This window comes from Burkholderia sp. Z1, from assembly GCF_014893795.1.
Classification (GTDB): Bacteria; Pseudomonadota; Gammaproteobacteria; order Burkholderiales; family Burkholderiaceae; genus Burkholderia; species Burkholderia theae.
Genome location: NZ_JACFYL010000002.1, coordinates 3,283,569 through 3,302,259 on the forward strand (window position 1 = coordinate 3,283,569; position 18,691 = coordinate 3,302,259).

An 18,691-nucleotide genomic window follows, 5' to 3' on the forward strand; every position below is an offset into this window, starting at 1 on the left:
TCCCGGCCGCACGACCCTGCGGCCGGGGTTTTTTTCGGTGTGCTACGTCAATATATATGCGCAGTCTGCGCATGTTATAGCGCGAAGCCGCCGGAATGAATGGCCGATCGCGACGGTGCTGCCGCCCATGCCCATCGCGACCGTTGAATCGATTAGCATCGCGATACCGGCGCGCGAGGGGCATCGTCCGGATCAGGCATGACGCATGCGCGCGGTTTGCGCATCAACCGGTTCGGCTTGCCACTCCATGCGCACAACACCAAAGGCAACCGCGGGAATGTCGGCGCTCACGCCAGGCTCGAAGCCAGTTTTCCAGCGCAGCGGCGCATGGCCGCGGGTTGTCTTGTTCATCGCCGTAATCGTTTGCGTGCTCGTGCCCGTATTCGCGATCGTGCTTGCCGATCGCTGCGCGCGTGAGGCCGTCACCGCGCATGAACGCGCTGTCGCGAACGACAGCGTGGCATCGGTGGACCGCATCCTGGACGGCGTTCGCCTGCGGCATGCGGACGAGCTGACCGCGCTCGTCGGGCGGCCATGCGCGACGGTATTCCGGACGCTGGCCGAAATCGGCACCCGTCTGCGCTACCTGCGTGCCGTCGGGCTGGTGAAGGACGGCCGCGTCATGTGCTCATCGGCGCTCGGCGCGATCGACGTGCCGCTCGACGCCTACACGCGCGAGCCGGAACCGGGATCGATGATCGTCACGTTGCTGCGCCAGACGCCGTTTCAGCACGGCATCCCGGTGCTGTCCGTGTTTCGCGCCACCGCGCGCGGCGCGGGTGTCCTGTACCTGATCGAGGGCGACTACGTGGCCGACGCGCTCGCACGCAGCACCCGCGACAGTACCGGAACCGCCACGCTGTCGATCGCGGGTTCGGGCCGTCTCGACCAGCATGGGAAGTTCATGCCGGAAGCGGGCGCGGGCCCCGCGGGCGGCAGCGCGATCACGTCGCACCGCTGGCCGTTCACGGTGTCGGTTGCCGCATCGGCGCACTATGCGTCGCAGGTCCGGCGCCACGATCGGCTGATCGGCATCACGATCGCGCTGCTGGCGGATGGCCTCGTAATCGCTGCCTACCTGCTGGCGATGGCGCCGCGGCGGCTGTTGCTGAAGGCCGTTCGCCAGGCACTCAGGCGCAACGAGTTCCATGTCGTCTACCAGCCGATCGTCGATGTCCAGACGCGCAGGATGGTCGGCGTCGAGGCGCTGCTGCGCTGGCAGCATCCGAAGTGGGGGGCCATCAGCCCGGCCCTGTTCATCCCGCAGGTGGAATCGAGCGCGGTGCTGCCCAAGGTGACGGAGTTCGTGCTGCGGACCACCGTGTCCGAACTGGCCGCGCTCACGCCGTCCGCGCCGCTGCGCATCGCCGTGAACATCGCGCCGAAGGATCTCGAGCGCGCGCGGTTCGTGTCCGTCGTCGAGGACGCGATCCGCGCGCTGCCGCCCGGTTTTACGCTGGTGCTCGAAGTCACCGAGCGCATCCTGCTCGAAAAGAACGCACGGACCACCGCGATCTTCCAGGCGCTCAGGTCGAAAGGCGCGAAGTTCGCGATCGACGATTTCGGCACGCATCACAGCAATCTCGACATGCTGTCGCGCTTCCCGTTCGACTACGTGAAGATCGATCGCCAGTTCGTTGCGCAACTGAACGGCGGTGGCGCAGGGCTGATCGAGGGGATCGCGGCCGTCGCGCATCACTACGACCTGAAGATCATCGCGGAAGGCGTGGAGACGGAAGCGCAGCATCGTGCGCTGCATGCGGTCGGGATTCAGTATGCGCAGGGGTATCTGTATCAGCGGCCGCAGCGGGTGGAGAAACTGAAGCGCGATGTGGTGCGGGTGTAGCGGCGTGGCTGCCGATGCGGGCGGCCACCGTGCCGCACACCGGACGCTCAGTCATGCCCGACCTTCTCCGGCGCGACGCCGGCCGCTTCCGCGTGGTGCCCGAGCCGTTCAGAAATGGCTCGCCCGGATGCCTTCAGCAGTGCGACGTAATGCGCCTTCGTATCCGCGCCGCAGCGCATCGTCGGAAACGAAATCGACAACCCCGCGATCACGCGATCGAAACGGTCGAACACGGGCACGGCGAGACACAGCAGGCCGTCTTCCTGCTCTTCGTTGTCCTCGCCGTAGCCCTGCTGTCGCACGTGCGGCAGGATGCTCATCACCGCGTCCGCCGACGACAGCGTCTTCGCGGTCGACTTCCTGAACTCGATACCGGCCAGCACCGCTCGCGCTTCGTCGGGCGCCATCCACGCGAGCAGCACCTTGCCGATCGCCGTGCTGTAGAGCGGATTGCGCCGGCCGATCCGCGAATGCATGCGCAGCCCGTAATCGGCATCGATCTTGTGGATGTAGATGATCGCGTCCTCGTCGAACGCGCCGAGATGCACGGCTTCGCGCGTCAATTGCCCGATGCGGCGCATCTCGAGATCGGCCTCGCGCACGAGGTCGACGCTCTCCAGCGCCTTGCTGCCGAGCTCGAACAGCCGGATCGTCAGCCGGTAGCGATCGGTCTCGCCTTCCTGCGCGACGTAGCCGAGCGCCTTGAGCGTCTGCAGGAAGCGATGGACCGTCGTCTTCGACATGCCGAGCTGCTGCGACAGTTCGCTGATGCCGATTTCGCGGCGATCACCGAGCGCCGCGAGGATCGTGAAGACCTTCCCGACGGCCGCGACCGAATCGGCCTTCTCGACACCGCCGGCCTCCGGCTGGCCGGCTCCCGGCTCCAAGTTCGCCTGATCGTGCTTGCGCTGCCTGGGCGTTGCTGTCATTTGCATGAATCCGTGAGATGCGAATCGGGAAAGCATAACGCGTCCGCCGCGCGCCACGGTCAGCGCGCGAGCCACCCGCCGTCTACGGCGAGCGCATGACCGTGCACGTAGTCCGACGCGCGCGACGCGAGGAACACGACCGCGCCCGCGAGATCGTCGGGCACGCCCCAGCGGCCGGCCGGGATGCGGCCGAGGATTTCGTCGCTGCGCCGGCTGTCCTCGCGCAATTGCGCGGTGTTGTCGGTCTCCATGTAGCCGGGCGCGATCGCATTCACGTTGATCCCGTGCGCGGCCCATTCGTTCGCGAGCAGGCGCGTGAGACCCAGCACGCCGCTCTTCGACGCCGTGTACGAAGGCACGCGGATGCCGCCCTGGAACGACAGCATCGACGCGACGTTCACGATCTTGCCGCCGCGTCCCTGTCGCACCATCTGCCGCGCGACGGCCTGCGACAGGAAGAACACGCTCTTCAGGTTCACGTCGATGACGGCGTCCCAGTCCGCCTCGGTGAAATCGAGCGCGTCGCAGCGCCGGATCATGCCCGCGTTGTTGACGAGGATGTCGACGTGGCCAAACGCATCGACCGCACCGGCGACGATCCGCTCGACCGGCTCGAGCGTCGACAGGTCCGCACGCACGTCGACGAAACGCCGCCCGGCCGCCGCGACACGCGCCGACGTCGTATCCGGCGACGAGCGGTTCGCGCCGACGATGTCGCAACCGGCCGACGCGAGCGCGACGGCCATCGCCGCGCCGAGCCCCGTGTTGCAGCCCGTGACGATCGCAACCTTGCCGGTCAGGTCGAACAGGTCGGCGAGCGCGGAACGCGCGTCGGCGGAAGGAAGATCGGGGTTATCGCGTTTCATGGTGTCAGCGCAGGTCGGCGACGGCGATGTGGTCCATGTCCTTGAACACCTGGTTCTCGCCGACCATCCCCCAGATGAACGTGTACGCCTGCGTGCCGACGCCCGAATGGATCGACCAGCTCGGCGAGATCACGGCCTGCTCGTTGTGCACGACCACGTGGCGCGTCTCCTGGGGTTCGCCGAGCATGTGGAACACGGCTGCGTCGTCGGCAAGGTTGAAGTAGAAATACACCTCCATCCGGCGCTCGTGCGTGTGGCACGGCATCGTGTTCCACAGGCTGCCCGGCTCGAGTTTCGTCATCCCCATCGACAGCTGGCACGTGGGCAGCACGTCGGGCACGATGAAGTTGTAGATCGTGCGGCGATTGCTCGTGGCCGCGTCGCCGAGCGTTTCGGGCGACGCCTGCGCGAGCGTGATGGTGCGCGTCGGATAAGCGGTGTGCGCGGGCGCGCAGTTCAGGTAGAACTTCGCGGGATGCGTGCGATCGTCGCTGCCGAATACGACACCCTGCCCGCCTTGCCCGATGTAGATCGCCTCCTCGGTGCCCACCGCGTGTCGCTGCCCGTCGACCTCGACCCAACCGGGCCCGCCGACGTTGATCGCGCCCAGTTCGCGCCGCTCCAGCAGATGGCTCACGCCCATCGCCGCACCGATCGACGCGGGCACCTCGACCGGCCGTGTGGCCGGCCACGCGCCGCCGCCGATGATGCGGTCGATATGGCTGTAGGTCAGCGACAGCGCATCCGGCGCGAACACGTTCTCCACCAGGAAATGCCGGCGCAGCCCGGCCGTGTCGAGCGTCTTCGCGTGTTCGCTGTGTATGCCTTGCCGCACTTCCATGCCGGTTCTCCGTGGGGAATGGACGGGCCGCCGACGCCTGTGCGATCGGTGGTCATACGATGAATTGACGCACAGATTTCGTAAATTCGGAACGATGAACCGAATTCTTCATCGCGCGCTGCGGCGCCATTATTCTCTTTATTATCAGCGTCATATTGAGTTACGGGTATACGACTACCCGGCAAGTTCACAAAAACGGACCGACGTTCCGAATCATGTTCTATAGTCAGTCAGCAGACATCATTCGACAATGGGACGCATCGACGTCCACGGAGGAGACGTGAAGCTGAAACAGGCCATCGACCGCATTCCGGGCGGACTCATGCTGGTCCCGATGCTGCTCGGCGCGTGCGTGCATACGTTCGCACCGAACGCCGGGAAGTACTTGGGCTCGTTCACCAATGGCCTGATCGCGGGCACGGTGCCGATCCTCGCCGTGTGGTTCTTCTGCATGGGTGCGACGATCAACCTGCGCGCGACGGGCGTCGTGCTGCGCAAATCGGGCACGCTGCTCGCGACGAAGATCGTGATCGCGTGGCTCGCGACGTTGATCGCCGCGCAGTTCATCCCTGACGAAGGCATCCGGACGGGCCTCTTCGCGGGCCTGTCGCTGCTCGCGATCACGACGTCGATGGACATGACCAACGGCGGCCTCTATGCGGCCGTGATGCAGCAGTACGGCAGCAAGGAGGAAGCCGGCGCGTTCGTGCTGATGTCGATCGAATCGGGGCCGCTCGTCAGCATGCTGATTCTTGGCGCGGCCGGCGTCGCGGTGTTCGAGACGCGGCTGTTCGTCGGCGCGGTGCTGCCGTTCCTGATCGGCTTCACGCTCGGCAACCTCGATGCGGACCTGCGCGAGCTGTTCGGGCGCTGCGTGCATCCGCTGATCCCGTTTTTCGGCTTCGCGCTCGGCAACGGTATCGATCTCAACGTGATCGCGAAAAGCGGGCTGCCGGGAGTGGCGCTCGGGCTCGCGGTGATCGTCGTGACGGGGGTGCCGTTGATTCTCGCCGATAAATTCATCGGCGGCGGCAACGGGACTGCGGGGCTTGCGGCGTCGTCGACGGCCGGCGCCGCGGTCGCGAACCCGGCGATCATCGGCGAGATGATTCCGAAGTTCAAACCGATGGTGCCGGCCGCGACGGCGATCGTCGCGACCGCTTGCCTCGTGACGGCGATTCTCGTGCCGATTCTGACGGCGATGTGGGCGAAGCGGGCGGCACGGATGTCAGGGGCGCCGTTGGTGGTTGCGGGGCGATCGGCGCGCGGTGGGGTGGTCGAGCATGAGGGGCATGTTTGAGGGTGCTGGTTTGAGTCCGCCCTCAGGCACCCGCTTCGAGGCAACCAATCTTCGATGGCATAAAAACCCCCGGAGAATCAGTGATTTTTCGGGGTTTTGTTGGTCGATGGTCGAGAGCCCGGAAGCCGAGTTTGCACTATCTTCTTGCGGACGTGATCGATCTCGAACTCCTTGCTTGCCCCATTCGACATGGTTGAAGGATCCGCGTGGCATGCTGCCCCTCTCCGTGACGAAGCGGAACGGAACATTCCGTTGCTGCAACTCAAGAATGAATTCGTGACCGACTTCATCGTATTACCTCAAATCGCGAATACGTCGGACCTACTCAAGGCATCGACAACGTCGAATGACAGGTTTTCCGCTGATGGTGACTGTGCTTGAATCCGTGTCACCGGTACCTCCATGGGGCACGAGCGCGGCACCAACTACAATGACCCGACGCCCCATTTTTAGCCGAATACAGCTTGCGCTACATCTTTACAAACTGACGGCGTATATGCCTGACGTGCCAGTTTCTGCATTCGGACTGCCCAGATACGTCCATTGGACATCATTGATCGCAATGTCGATGAATCGGTCGCCAGGCTGGGGGAAGGCCTGCCCCTTTTCAATGAACGCCTGTTGATCCCAGCGGTTGTACAGCATCGCCATCGGATGGTCGTCCTCGACGCGACTCCCCCATATCCCTGTTTCCGGGCAGCTATCGTCACCTGCACATCTCAATACCGATGGTTGTGCCTCAACCTCGCGCAGCATCCCCGCCTGAGTCAGATTCGCAAGAAAATCTGTACGCTGTGGCGGCAGGCGGTACGCTTCGCCGAGGAAATACCATTGCACCCGATCCGGTGACAACCATTCATGTACGGGTGGTTCAAATCGCTCGCCAGCTTCGAAACGCTCGGGCAGCCCTGATCGAGCAATCAGTCGGCCATCCGGTTCAGTCGAAGAGCCGTACAGCGCCAGCCAGTAACCAGCTTTGGGCACCCATTGATCGCCACCAACTGCAAGCGTACTCGTTTCCAGTGCGGCGACGGCATAGCCGTCCGGCACAAAAAGGCGCCCCTGCTGCAGGTTGCCTTTTTGTGATCTGACCGGCGGAGTAACCGCCTTCGCCGCATTGATCAACGTTTGGACATCACCATTCCACTTGGGCAGTGGCGCAGGCGGTAGCGGCAACACCTTGTCCAGGTTAGGAAGCCTCAGACGCCCATCATAAAGCTTTAGTACGTCGCCAATCTTGCTGTAGCGTTGAGCACGCGCCTTGTCGATATGACCAATAAGGTTCTCTCCACGCGTCAGCCCAAATCCGTTGAATTCTGTCGACAGATTGTCCGCGCACTCTGCGCAACCTAGCTTGACGCCCTCGTGCAAAACATGAAGTGCGCGAGCCTTCGACTCCGGCGTGGTGTCGCGATAGATATACGACAGTTTGTCTGCAGCAACCCCATAACCTTGAGCAAGTGCGCACTCCAGCATCTTGGTAGCAACAGGCAAATTGCCCCAGAATTCGCCGCCGGGATCATCGTAGGTCCCCGACATCTTGTCGCCCAGAAAAGTCATCGCGGCCGCGCTCCCCATATCCGCTGCACGCTGGAAGAACGCATAGCCAGTCGAAGCATTACCGCCCTTGACTACACCGTTCAGGTGATACACCCCCATCCGATCGTAGGCATCCGGCGCGCCTAGCGTCATTGCTTTTTCTACCCAGCGGATTGCCGTCTCCGGATCGTGCTCCGGTACACCCGGGTCATCGCGCAGAATCAACGAAGCCAGATTGAGCATCGCTTTCCAATGGTTTCTCTCGGCGGCCTGCAAGTACAACTGATACATCTTTGCGTAGTCGATGTTCCTGATATTCGGGTTGTCCAGGGCGACGGCCTGCTGAAACCACATCTCAGCCTGCGGTTCAAAGGCGGGAACCCTTTGTGCCTGATAGACACAGCTGAACTCTTTACGGTGCGGGTTGAAGGGCGGCAGTTTTTCGTAGCGTGGCAGATCGGACATAGTGGCATTGATCTTGGGATGCAGCGAATCGAGAAGTCCTGCATGAACCGGAAGCATCTGCATGCAGCACACCATCAAGGCCGCGAAGCGTGCAACGCGAATAAGAAATCGCATGATCTCATTCATCAGACAGCCGCTGTGTCGCTGGATGATGGAACGTCAACCTGCCCCAAAAGCTGCGTCGTGGAACGGTGGTCTTCGAACGGCAACAGAAAACCTGTCATCGGTTGCTTCTTTCTCATTTTGGACAGGTTGTCATTCATCGTTTTTTTCCAAAGTTTGAACTTATCGGGAAGCTCGTCCGGGTTGTTGCTACCCTCATTTTCGCCACCGGAATGCAAGGCAAACACCCGCTTCCGCAGATTAGCAGCATAGAGGGATCCAGTGGCTGCGATATTGATCTCGCTGTCCACCGACATACTACGCTGATTCAGGTTTGCACTGCCCACAGTGATAAAAGCGTCGTCGATAATCATCAACTTCGAGTGGATATAAATTTCACGGTAGGCCATATTACCTTTCGCATCAGGACCGCTTGTACGCAACCGGGCTACGGTCACTTCAAGCCCTAGCTGGCGCTCAAGATCCTGGACGCTCGGGCGGTCGAGGACCTGCCCTCCCTTTGGTCCCTTGCGAGAATTCGGGTACTTCTGATCGAGCTTACCTTTATCCGAAAGTGCTCGTTGTTCCGGCATCGCCTCAATACCATCGACCTTCTGACCATACCCCAGTCCCGTTAATGTATCGTAGGTGCGTGGGATCATCTGATTCCGTTCTGGATGAGGAATTACGATAAACAAGTGAAGTTTCGGGATCTCAGTAACGGGTTTATGCGATTTCTCGACCCATTTATCGCAAAATTCCTTACGAGTTTTAGTCAGATGCCGAGAAAATTCAGGATAGAAGAAATACTGGTTCTCCATGTAAATATAATTGTGCGCGCAGCTACTTGCCTGAAAATAAATTTCCTTGATTGATTTTTCAAGTTCGTGCGGCTGCGTGCGAACGATCTGGACAAGATGCGCAGGACTGCCCGACACCGTCTTGATCTTTGCCGGTGGTGCCGGCGGCTTGTCGAACGGCAATGGTTGCTCAAGCGCCGCCGCCCATCCATTCTCGAAGTTGTACTTCAATTGCGCGAGTGCGGGGCCTTGAACCCGGCATGCGTAGTCCTGGAAAGGTTTGGAATGCTCGTAAACAGAGCCGCTTGCCTCGCCTTCGGCATCTTTCTGGTGATCAGTCTCACCTTTCAACGCAGAATCTACCCAACGCTCCCGACGCTCATCGTCTACCTTGTGCTCCGAACCGTCCCAGTAATCCGTAACCGAGTTGAGACCCATGACGTAGCCAATAGCCTTGCTACCCTGATCATAGTCGTAGTCGATCAGGACGGGTTTCTGGTGGTGCGTCGCAGCCATTTCAAACCCAGCCTGCTCGACCCGGCCGCGCGTGTCCTCATCTTCCTGCACCGTCGGGGCCTGCATCTTGAGCAAAGCGATCGCATCGTTTCGGGAAACACTCCGCAAGACGACACGCAGATTGGGATTCGCCCCTGCGTTGCTGCGCCCCTTCGGCAAATTCTTCGCCCACCACGCGATACAGTAGTCTTGACGCTCTTGGCTGTCATAGGGAGAAGACAAGGCCCATTTGTTCGGATAGTAATCCGAACTATCTGTAAATCCCGGCATGTTGTTCGCTTGTGACCAAACGACCGGGTCTGGTTCGTACCATACGAGCAAGCGAACCGTAACGGGATTTTCCTTGCGCTGAGTAATCTCGTCGAGCAACTCTCCATAAGTCTGACCGCGTCGCCATTTACCGCCGCTTCTCTCAAGCTCCATGCCCGGATCAAACCCCCAGCATATGATGTCCGCCGTCGCCTTTGCTTCCTTCAGGTCTTTCGCGATCGACTTGAATCCGTCTTCAGAGTTGACGATGAAGCTCAGGGTATTGCCGCGCGTGATGGGAATCTTGTCCCTGCCTTCGAGGAGCCATTGAAGCGAGCCCCTTGCTTGCCGGGTTTTTTCGTCAACCGCAACTTTTGATGACTTGTGAGTCTTGAGCGGGAAATCTGCCACGTTTACCTCAATGATGAAAGTCAGAAGGGACGTGCTCAAGCGTTCCGTTCGCCGCGATTGGTTCGCTGATCGATGTGATCAGGGTCATCGTTAAGCGCATCCTTCACGTCCAAATCGTATTCCGCCCCGTTACTCAATTTAGCTGTGTACGCAGGCGTGCCGGATTCGTGATCTTTCACGACGATGCGCCCGAACTGATCCGTGACGCCTTCGCCGATCTTTGCGCCGCCCTTATACAAGTCATAGGGCTCGCTGGCGATCTGATGTCCATCACCGGGCAAGGCCCTCAACGCGAAGTGCAACTGCTCCTTCTCTGGCGGCAATGCCGGGATACTCGGCGTACTGACACTGTCCGGCCCAACGAAAGTCTGGCTTGCCGAATGCACCTCAAAGCCGCCCGACGTGCCGCTTTTGATCTGTCCACCCGTCCAGCGGGTATAACTACCGCCGCCATTGATCTCAACTTCCTGCTGCGCACTGATCGTGATCTTGGTAGCTGTGACTGTCACATTCAGTTTCGCCAGCAGATTGATGCTGTCCTTGAGCGCCTTTACGTCAATGTCACCAGCCGCCGCAACGAGCCGCATGCCAGCCTCATAGGCGAATAGGCGAAGCGCCCGGCGTGCACTGGCAAAGAATCCACCGCCCGTACTGACAGACATATGTTCGCCAGTGGTAACTGCTGTGGTTTTGCCACTGCTCAGGTGAATCTGCTCGTCAGTTGTGGCCGCTACACCTGCCGGACTGGCCAGCACCAGATGCGGCTGCTCGAACTGCTTGAGCGTACCGCCACCTTGAATCGCCTTCGCTTGGGCCTTCAACGAGTCAACTACAGCCTTCTGCTCGCCGTCTTGCGCTCTCGCAGCCTGAGCCGACTGCGCAACGCTAGCGGCTATATCCTGAGCGTTCGCGAGCTGAAGATTCACCTCATCGACGCTAACCGTGTCACCGGTCGCCCCCGAGCGAGCATATGTTGACAAGAGCAAGCCACGCGCACCGCGCACCGCGACATGACCGTCCGTCCGCAACTCAGCACCTTCGCCGCGCTTCTCGCCGCGCCCGGCGGGTTCGCTCACACGTGTCAAGTAGCCCAAATGCAACCCAGACTCGAGGTGATCGCTCCGAATCTGGGTTTGAACTTGGCCCGCCGTGTCATCCTTCAGCCAGACGTTGTTCTGCGCTCCCCCGATCTCCTTGCTGACGAAGCCCGACAGCGCGTGTTGATCTGGAAGATTCCACTGTGGCCGATTCGAGCCGTTCCCTACACGGGCCGTGATCACCGGCCTATCAGGGTCGCCGTCGAAAAATGGCACTACTACCTCGTCACCGATTCTCGGCAACTGGATACCACCGAATTGGGCACTGGACCACGGCTGCGCGACTCTCACCCAGCACGAGCTACGCTCGTCACGTTGCCCGATCCGGTCCCAGTGAAACTGCACTTTCACGCGCCCCAGTTCATCCGTGTAGATTTCCTGACCTTGCGGACCAACCACCGTCGCTGTCTGCATCTGCATGACCGGCTTTCGGTGTTCGAACGGGCTGCGATACGGAACGGACTTTCTTTGCGTCTCGATCTCGACGAGAAAGAAGCCTTTGGCTCCATCATCGTGCGCTACGATCGATGAGCTTCCGGCGCTTTGGCTCGCCATTGCTTCGGCCAGCCGATCCTGCAGGCCATGCGGGAAGTTTGCGTGATGGCTCGATCCAGGGAGGTTGTTCTCGATCAACCATACCGTTTCGATGATCGCAAATTCACGCCGCTCGGCAGAATCTCGATCGTGTTCCGGATGTCCAGTGAGTTCGAACCACTTGCCCGCATCGGCTGCGCGCAGGCCACCCGTACCGTAAAACCGCTTGGCACTCGATTCCCACTCCTCCATCCGCACTTTGGTGAGGTGGTCTCCCCGTTCCTGCTTCAGATAGGTGTACGGACCCGTGTACTCGTACATCTCCAGCTGTTCGGGCAATTCGGAGGACATCGTTGGTACATTGGTGCCCTTTGGATTGCCGAGGGAGGACGGACTCTTGTAGTCGAACGTCCGGGTCGTCAGCGCGGCGCTATGCAGGGTTCGCACTCCAGACCATTGAACCAGCGCATCGACCTCGCTATTTGCACCATCACGCGAGAACTGAACCGACTGTGGAGCGAGTGGTTCACATGTGTCCAGGCGATCGGTGACTGTCAGCGTATGCGATTTGCCGTCGCCAGCCTGCGTCCAGATGCTGAACAGACCTTCAGCCTCCATCAGCCGATGAACGAAGTTCCAGTCGTCCTCGTATTGCGTGCAATACGACCTCGGCGGAAGCGGGTTTGAAAGTGCGAACTTAAACTGACCTTTCGCCTGCAGATGTGCATTAAAGACGTCGCTGAGGATTTCATCGACCGGCTTATCCTGCCAGATACGTTGATCTCGGCGAAACTTCAGGAAATTCATCCACGATGCAAATCCGATCTGGTAGCTGGTCAGCCCACCTTCCGCTCCCAGCCTCCGTATCGAATAGACATAGCCGTGCCGCGGAAGGTAGGACCCGTTCGCCTGTTGAGTCCACAGGGTAATAGGTTGCCCAATCAACTTTTTCAGTTTGGGATCGCTGCGCGTCGACAGCGCATCGAGCGTGAAGTCGTAGTGCCGTCCGATGCGAGACCAACCCACCACACGTTGCGGCAGCATCACGTTGGGGCCAAGCGGGGTGTCGAGTTTCAGCAGGCGGTCTTGTTGAAGCAATCCGCCCTGAAAGGCCCTCACGATATCTTGCGCATCCATTCCCATCCCTTTCTTACTTTTTGCTTACTTATTGTCATTAATATGACATGGGCTCTCCGAGGCGATTCTAGCTGCACTCCGACATATGTGGCACTAGCCTGACAAAACTTGACCGCACGATGGCGCCGCAAAGACACAAATGAAATTATTCTTATATGCTTTTGAAAGCATTTTGAAATGAGTATCGTTGCGATAGCACGTATCCTGGATGGTTATCAACCCCGGTTCGGTGCAGTCCTTGTCGTGGCGTGCCCCGGACGACCGCCAGCACTGTTGAATGCAAAGCGGGATGCCCTTCGCCAATTCGCGGCCTACGGCACCTGCCACCGGTTTCTGCCGTGTCCGTTTTCTGCTCCTGCATCAACGCATCTTTCCCCTCCTGCTTCCTGCCCTCAGTGAGGCGAAACGATCCCCGCGGCCGTTTGACAAGCCCTCCACCGCCCTGCTGCAGCGCACAACCCACTCGCACCCGTACGCGCCCACCATCGGCACGCCCCCCGCCCAAGCGCTAAAATCCGCCGCCTGGGCATCCACGACGAGCAAGCGTTTTGACGGAGTTCGAGCAGGGTTTCATCCTCACCCGCCACTGGCGGGACACCGCGACCGGCATCGAGATCGAGTTCTGGCTGGCAACCGAACATGGTCCGCGCCGCGTGCGGTTGCGCCCGCAGGAAGCCGTCGCGTTCATTCCGGGCGAACAGCAGGCGCTCGCCGAACGCACGCTGGCCGGCGAGCGCGATGCCGAGTTGCGCCCGCTCGCGCTGCGCGACTTTCGGCAGCGCCCGGTCGTCGGCCTCTATTGCCGGCGCTACCGCCATTTGTCCGGGCTCCAGAAGCGCCTCGCCGCGGCCGGCGTCGACGTCTACGAAGCCGACGTGCAGCCGCCCGACCGCTACGCGATGGAGCGCTTCATCACCGCATGCGTGCAGTTTCGCGGCCAGCCCGGCAGCGACGGCACGCTGAGCGCCGCCGAACTGAAAACCGCGACCGGCTACCGCCCCGCGCTGCGCTGCGTGTCGCTCGACATCGAAACCAGCGTCCACGGCGAGCTGTATTCGATCGCGCTCGAAGGCTGCGGGCAACGGCAGGTCTACATGCTCGGGCCGCCGAACGGCGATGCCGATGCCAGCGCCATCGACTTCCGCCTCGACTACTGCGACAGCCGGCCCGCGATGCTCGCGCGGCTCAACGACTGGTTCGACGAACACGATCCCGATGCGGTGATCGGCTGGAATCTCGTGCAGTTCGACCTGCGCATCCTGCACGCGCACGCGGAGCAATACGGCGTGCCGCTGAAGCTCGGGCGCGGCGGCAGCGTGCTCGACTGGCGCGCGCACGGTCAGCAGCCCGACCACTTCTTCGCGGGTGCGGCCGGCCGGCTGATCCTCGACGGCATCGACATGCTGAAATCCGCGACGTGGACGTTCCCGTCGTTCAGCCTCGAATACGTGTCGCAGTCGCTGCTCGGCGAAGGCAAGTCGATCGACAACCCGTACCAGCGGATGGACGAGATCCAGCGCCGCTTCGATCACGACAAGCCCGCGCTCGCGCACTACAACCTGAAGGACTGCGAGCTCGTCACGCGGATCTTCGACAAGACCGACCTGCTGTCCTTCGCGCTCGAACGCGCGAGCGTCACGGGGCTCGCGGCCGATCGCACCGGCGGGTCGGTCGCGGCGTTCACGCACCTGTACCTGCCGCGCATGCACCGGCTCGGTTATGTCGCGCCGAACCTCGGCGACGTGACGGGACAGAACAGCCCCGGCGGCTTCGTGATGGATTCGCGCCCGGGGCTGTACGACTCGGTGCTCGTGTTCGATTACAAGAGCCTCTATCCGTCGATCATCCGCACGTTCCTGATCGATCCGGTCGGCTTGATCGAAGGGCTCGCGAACCCCGGCGACGACGCGTCGGTGCCCGGCTTTCTCGGCGCGCGCTTCTCGCGCACCGCGCATTGCCTGCCCGATATCGTGCGCCGCGTGTGGGAAGGCCGCGACGACGCAAAGCGGCAGCGCAACGCGCCGCTGTCTCAGGCGCTGAAGATCATCATGAATTCGTTCTATGGCGTACTCGGTTCGACGGGCTGCCGGTTCTTCGACCCGCGCCTCGCGTCGTCGATCACGATGCGCGGCCACGAGATCATGCACCGCACACGCGAGCTGATCGAAGCTCAGGGTTACGAAGTGATTTACGGCGATACCGATTCGACGTTCGTGTGGCTCGGTCAAGCGCACGACGACGACGAAGCCGAACGCAAGGGCCGCGCGGTCGTCGAGCACGTGAACCGCTGGTGGCAGGCGCACCTGCACGATCAATTCGGGCTCGAAAGCGCGCTGGAGCTGCAGTACGAGCGGCACTACCGACGGTTCCTGATGCCGACCGTGCGCGGCGCGGAGGAAGGCAGCAAGAAGCGCTATGCGGGCCTCGCGGCGACGGCCGACGGCGGCGAAGACCTCGTCTTCAAGGGGCTCGAGACGGTGCGTACGGACTGGACACCGCTCGCGCAGCAGTTCCAGCGCGAGCTGTACCGGCGCGTGTTCAGGCGCGAGCCGTACCAGGATTTCATCCGCGACTACGTGCAACGCACGCTGGCCGGCGAATTCGACGACCAGCTCGTCTACCGCAAGCGCGTGCGCCGGCCGCTGCGCGAGTACGAGCGCAACGTGCCGCCGCACGTGCGCGCGGCGCGGATCGCCGACGAGTTCAACCACGCGCAGGGCCGGCCGCAGCAGTATCAGCGCGGCGGCTGGATCAGCTACGTGATGACGACGGCCGGCCCCGAGCCGCTCGAGACGATGCGCTCGCCGATCGACTACGCGTTCTACCTGAGCCGCCAGCTTCAGCCGGTCGCCGATGCGATCCTGCCGTTCCTGCGCGACGATTTCGAACGCGTCATCTCCGGGCAGGGGCAGCTGTTCGGCGACTGACGGCACGCTGGCGCGCCCGTCACTCTTGATCATTCTGGAAAACAGCTCGCCACGAATCGCCATTTATCCGGCCGGTCCGGGTTCCTAAACTTGTCTCGTCGGTTCAGCCAGGCGAATTCATGCCGAACCGCAACGAAAACGTCTGAGGAAACCGTGAAATCCATCATCGTCACCATCGCCACTGCCGCCGCTACCGTCCTTCTCGCCGCACCGGCCGCGTCGTACGCGCAATCGTCGCACTCGACGCTCACGCGCGCACAAGTGCGCCAGGAACTGTTCGACCTCGAATCGGTCGGCTACGAGCCGATCGCCGGCAACGGCGACAACTATCCGGGCGACATCGTCGCCGCGCAGGAACGCCTGGCCGCCAAGCGCCTCGCCGAACACAAGAGCGCCGAAGCGGCGTACGGGTCGAACGGCGCGCCGGGCATGGATTCGGGCGCGCCGGTAGCTGCGACGGCGAAGCCGTAACGCGCCGCCGGTCGTTGCGGGCGAGAATGCCGTTCCGGCTAAAATACCGGCCTGCCGCGCGTCCCGCCGCGGCCGGAGAACCCCCATCATGACCGCACGTCGCGGAGCCGCGGTCGCCATCGCGCCCCACCACGAGACAGCCAGCCTGTCGAAAGCCCAGAAGACGTTCAATACGCTCGTCAAGCAGATCGAACAACGGCGCGAACGTCTCGGTGCATGGGACGCCGTTTTGCCGGTCTTCCAGAAAAAATTCGTCGACGGGCTGTTGCCGCTCGAACAGGCGTCGACGGCGTTGCGGATCGGCATGCTCCATCGGCTCGACGACGCGTTCCTGCAGAAGGGCTTGAGCAAGGCAGAACAACGCACGCTGTCCGAGCTGATCGTCGATATGGCGCGCAACCTGCTCGACGTCAGCGACGACCCGCAGTTGAAAGTCATCTACAACCGGCACAACGCATCCGGCGACGACAGCAACGCAGCGGTCGATCGCGCACCGTCGAAGCGAGCATCGGCGCCGACACCCGCCGCTGAACCGGCGGACGATCTCAACACGCTGTCGCCCGACGAACTTGCCGAGCGTTTGCAAGCCGAACTGGACGAACAGTTCAAGCGGGACATGGCCCAGCACGAGGCCCGCGAGGCACAGCGCGCCAAGCGCAAGAAATCGCCCAAACAGTCGGCCGCGCAGGCCAAACGCGAAGCCGAGCAGGCCGAATCGAGCAAGTCGATCCGCGAGGTCTATCGCAAGCTGGCCAGCGCGCTGCACCCCGATCGCGAATCCGATCCTCGCGAACAGGAACGCAAGACCGTGCTGATGCAGCGGGTCAACCACGCGTATGCGAAAGGCAATCTCCTGCAGCTGCTGGAACTGCAGCTGGAGATCGAACAGATCGACCGGCGCGCGATCAACGGCCTCGGTGAAGACCGGTTGATGCGCTACAACGGCATCCTGGAAGAACAGATCCGCGAGCTGGATCAGGAGATCCAGCACGTGGAGACCGATTTCCGGCGAACCTACGGCATCGCGCCGACCGTCAAGGTGGCGCCCGATACCGTGGTCCGCATGCTCACGCGCGACATTGCAGGTATGCAGCGCAGCAACCACGACCTGAGCATCGCGCTGCGCGAGTTCGACGATCCGGAAAAGGTCAGGGACTGGCTGAAAGACATGAAGCGCCGGCACGCATCGTCCCGCTTCGACGACGATTCGTTCTAAGCGAGCCCGCGCGCTCCTCGCGGAACGGCGGCACGCTGCGCCGCCGCCCGTTCAAGCGAACCACCTTACGCCTTGTGCCCCGAGATCGGCCCCGCTTCGCCGGTCAGGTTGAGCACGCTGTCGATCCACGCGAGAAACGTCGAGAACGTGAAATCCGACCACTGCTGCGTGCGGAACGCCTTCATCACCGGCGTATCGGCCGGGTCCTGCTGGTTCAGCAGGTTGTCGACGAACGTGCCGATGTCCGCGTCGATGCCGTTCTCGTGGATCCCCGACCCGGTGAAGCTGACCGCCGTCACCTGGTGATTGTCGATAAAGTCGTTGCGCGCCCACGGCATGAAATAACCGAAGTTCGGCAGCGGGTTCAATGTCTGCTTCAACCCGTCCAGTTCCTGCGCGAACATCGCGAGCGACAGCGAATCCTTCGTCGCGTCATCCGGCGCCGCAATCACGGCCGGTACGAACGCGCGATAGTGATACGCGGCGATGATCTTGTCGCGCTGGTAGCTCGAAAAACCGAAACGGTCATGCGGATAAGTCGCGGACAGCGCCGCGTACGCGCTCCCCATGTTGCCGGGATCGAAATGGCTGGTCAGGCGGCTGTTCACGGTGATCATCCCGTCGGGGCCCGTCATCCCCCACTCGGTACGCACCTTGTCGTACAGGCCGACCGACGGATGCGCGGCCGCATCCGCATCGAACGGCGTATTGAACACCGTGCCGGCATCGTCGAGCAGCGAACTGTGCGCCTGCGGCTGCAGTGTGTTGCGCAGCGTCGCGTAGTTCGCGAGCGTGCCGTAGCCGCCCGCGCTCATCCCGTACACGAGCAGCCGGTTCGGCTTGCCCAGGCCATGCGACACGAGCCACTGCGCGACGGCCTGGATGTTCTTCAGCCCGCTGTAGTGCTGGAGGCGCCAGTCGCCGGTCGGCGACGTGTAGTTGCGCACCGCGCTGCCCATGTGGATATCTCCGGTGCAATAGGGCACGAAAACCTGTGTCCACTGCTGCGTCTCGACCTTCGGTTCACCGACGAGGATATGCGCGAGATCCATGCGCGTCAGCAGCGGCGACAGGAACGACGACAGCAGGCTCTCGTTCGCGGTGCCGTTCATGTAGTTGTGCGGGATGCCGTCCGGGTTGAAGCCGCCGAGGCCGGCTTCGGCACCGGTGGACGTCTGCGTGCAGGTGCCGTAGTCCCAGCACGCGCCGCCCGGCTCCATCATGTACAGCAGGTTGTCCGACTGCGCGCGATTGACGTAGAAACGCATCGGCGTGCCGTTGCCGCATGACGCGCCGCTGCTTTCCGGCAACGTCACTTCGTACCACGAATAATACGGAATCGACGGATCCGGCATCGTCGTATCGGCCGCGTGGCCGTTCAGTGCCGCGCAACCGAGCAGCGTCGCAACGGCGGCGCGCAGCAGGCATCGTGCTGATGACATCTC

General features: G+C 61.9%; 13 protein-coding genes. 5 read left to right on the forward strand and 8 right to left on the reverse strand.

Annotation, left to right across the window (positions count from 1 at the left end):
- Positions 1 to 192 precede the first annotated feature (192 nt).
- Entirely contained in the window at positions 193 to 351 is a 159-nt protein-coding gene (locus H3H55_RS37450) for a hypothetical protein (RefSeq protein ID WP_226800655.1), read from the reverse strand.
- Between H3H55_RS37450 and H3H55_RS31585 the strand changes: the two genes are divergently transcribed.
- Positions 278 to 1,846: an EAL domain-containing protein gene (locus H3H55_RS31585; protein WP_226800429.1), complete on the forward strand. Its 1,569-nt coding sequence runs from the start codon at positions 278 to 280 to the stop codon at positions 1,844 to 1,846. The two genes, H3H55_RS37450 and H3H55_RS31585, sit on opposite strands and share 74 nt — an antisense overlap.
- A 47-nt stretch (positions 1,847 to 1,893) precedes the next feature.
- Here the strand turns inward: H3H55_RS31585 and kdgR are convergent, their stop codons facing one another.
- The 3 genes from kdgR to kduI are packed head-to-tail and all read right to left on the reverse strand — an operon-like array spanning position 1,894 to position 4,482.
- Positions 1,894 to 2,775: a DNA-binding transcriptional regulator KdgR gene (kdgR, locus tag H3H55_RS31590; protein WP_193101790.1), complete on the reverse strand. Its 882-nt coding sequence runs from the start codon at positions 2,773 to 2,775 to the stop codon at positions 1,894 to 1,896.
- Positions 2,776 to 2,834: 59 nt separating this feature from the next.
- The gene (gene kduD / locus H3H55_RS31595) at positions 2,835 to 3,641 is read right to left on the reverse strand and encodes a 2-dehydro-3-deoxy-D-gluconate 5-dehydrogenase KduD (protein ID WP_193101792.1); all 807 of its coding nucleotides are present in this window, start codon (positions 3,639 to 3,641) and stop codon (positions 2,835 to 2,837) included.
- Positions 3,642 to 3,645: 4 nt separating this feature from the next.
- The gene (kduI, locus tag H3H55_RS31600) at positions 3,646 to 4,482 is read right to left on the reverse strand and encodes a 5-dehydro-4-deoxy-D-glucuronate isomerase (RefSeq protein ID WP_193101794.1); all 837 of its coding nucleotides are present in this window, start codon (positions 4,480 to 4,482) and stop codon (positions 3,646 to 3,648) included.
- Between the two features lie 280 nt (positions 4,483 to 4,762).
- Here kduI and kdgT point away from each other — a divergent pair, with 280 nt between their 5' ends.
- A complete protein-coding gene (kdgT, locus tag H3H55_RS31605; RefSeq protein WP_193101796.1) occupies positions 4,763 to 5,782 on the forward strand; it encodes a 2-keto-3-deoxygluconate transporter in 1,020 nt (339 codons plus the stop codon).
- Between the two features lie 477 nt (positions 5,783 to 6,259).
- Here kdgT and H3H55_RS31610 read toward each other — a convergent pair whose 3' ends face one another.
- The 3 genes from H3H55_RS31610 to H3H55_RS31620 are packed head-to-tail and all read right to left on the reverse strand — an operon-like array spanning position 6,260 to position 12,632.
- Positions 6,260 to 7,912, reverse strand: coding sequence for a tetratricopeptide repeat protein (locus H3H55_RS31610; RefSeq protein WP_226800431.1), 1,653 nt, complete (start codon positions 7,910 to 7,912; stop codon positions 6,260 to 6,262).
- Complete coding sequence (locus H3H55_RS31615) at positions 7,912 to 9,903, reverse strand: phospholipase D-like domain-containing protein (protein ID WP_226800432.1); 1,992 nt, start codon at positions 9,901 to 9,903, stop codon at positions 7,912 to 7,914. The genes H3H55_RS31610 and H3H55_RS31615 overlap by 1 nt, the downstream gene beginning before the upstream one ends.
- Positions 9,900 to 12,632, reverse strand: coding sequence for a type VI secretion system Vgr family protein (locus H3H55_RS31620; protein ID WP_193101798.1), 2,733 nt, complete (start codon positions 12,630 to 12,632; stop codon positions 9,900 to 9,902). Before H3H55_RS31620 ends, H3H55_RS31615 begins: the two co-directional genes overlap by 4 nt.
- Positions 12,633 to 13,180: 548 nt before the next feature.
- On the opposite strand from H3H55_RS31620, the gene H3H55_RS31625 reads away from it, so the two are divergent.
- From H3H55_RS31625 to H3H55_RS31635, 3 genes are all read left to right on the forward strand, one after another.
- Positions 13,181 to 15,559, forward strand: coding sequence for a DNA polymerase II (locus H3H55_RS31625; protein WP_193101799.1), 2,379 nt, complete (start codon positions 13,181 to 13,183; stop codon positions 15,557 to 15,559).
- A gap of 153 nt (positions 15,560 to 15,712) precedes the next feature.
- On the forward strand, positions 15,713 to 16,030 hold the full coding sequence (locus H3H55_RS31630) for a DUF4148 domain-containing protein (RefSeq protein ID WP_193101801.1): 318 nt from the start codon (positions 15,713 to 15,715) through the stop codon (positions 16,028 to 16,030).
- Between the two features lie 88 nt (positions 16,031 to 16,118).
- Entirely contained in the window at positions 16,119 to 17,246 is a 1,128-nt protein-coding gene (locus H3H55_RS31635; protein WP_193101803.1) for a J domain-containing protein, read from the forward strand.
- Between the two features lie 65 nt (positions 17,247 to 17,311).
- Here H3H55_RS31635 and H3H55_RS31640 read toward each other — a convergent pair whose 3' ends face one another.
- Positions 17,312 to 18,688 (reverse strand): pectin acetylesterase-family hydrolase, encoded by a 1,377-nt coding sequence (locus H3H55_RS31640; protein WP_193101805.1) that lies wholly within the window; start codon positions 18,686 to 18,688, stop codon positions 17,312 to 17,314.
- Positions 18,689 to 18,691 lie beyond the last annotated feature (3 nt).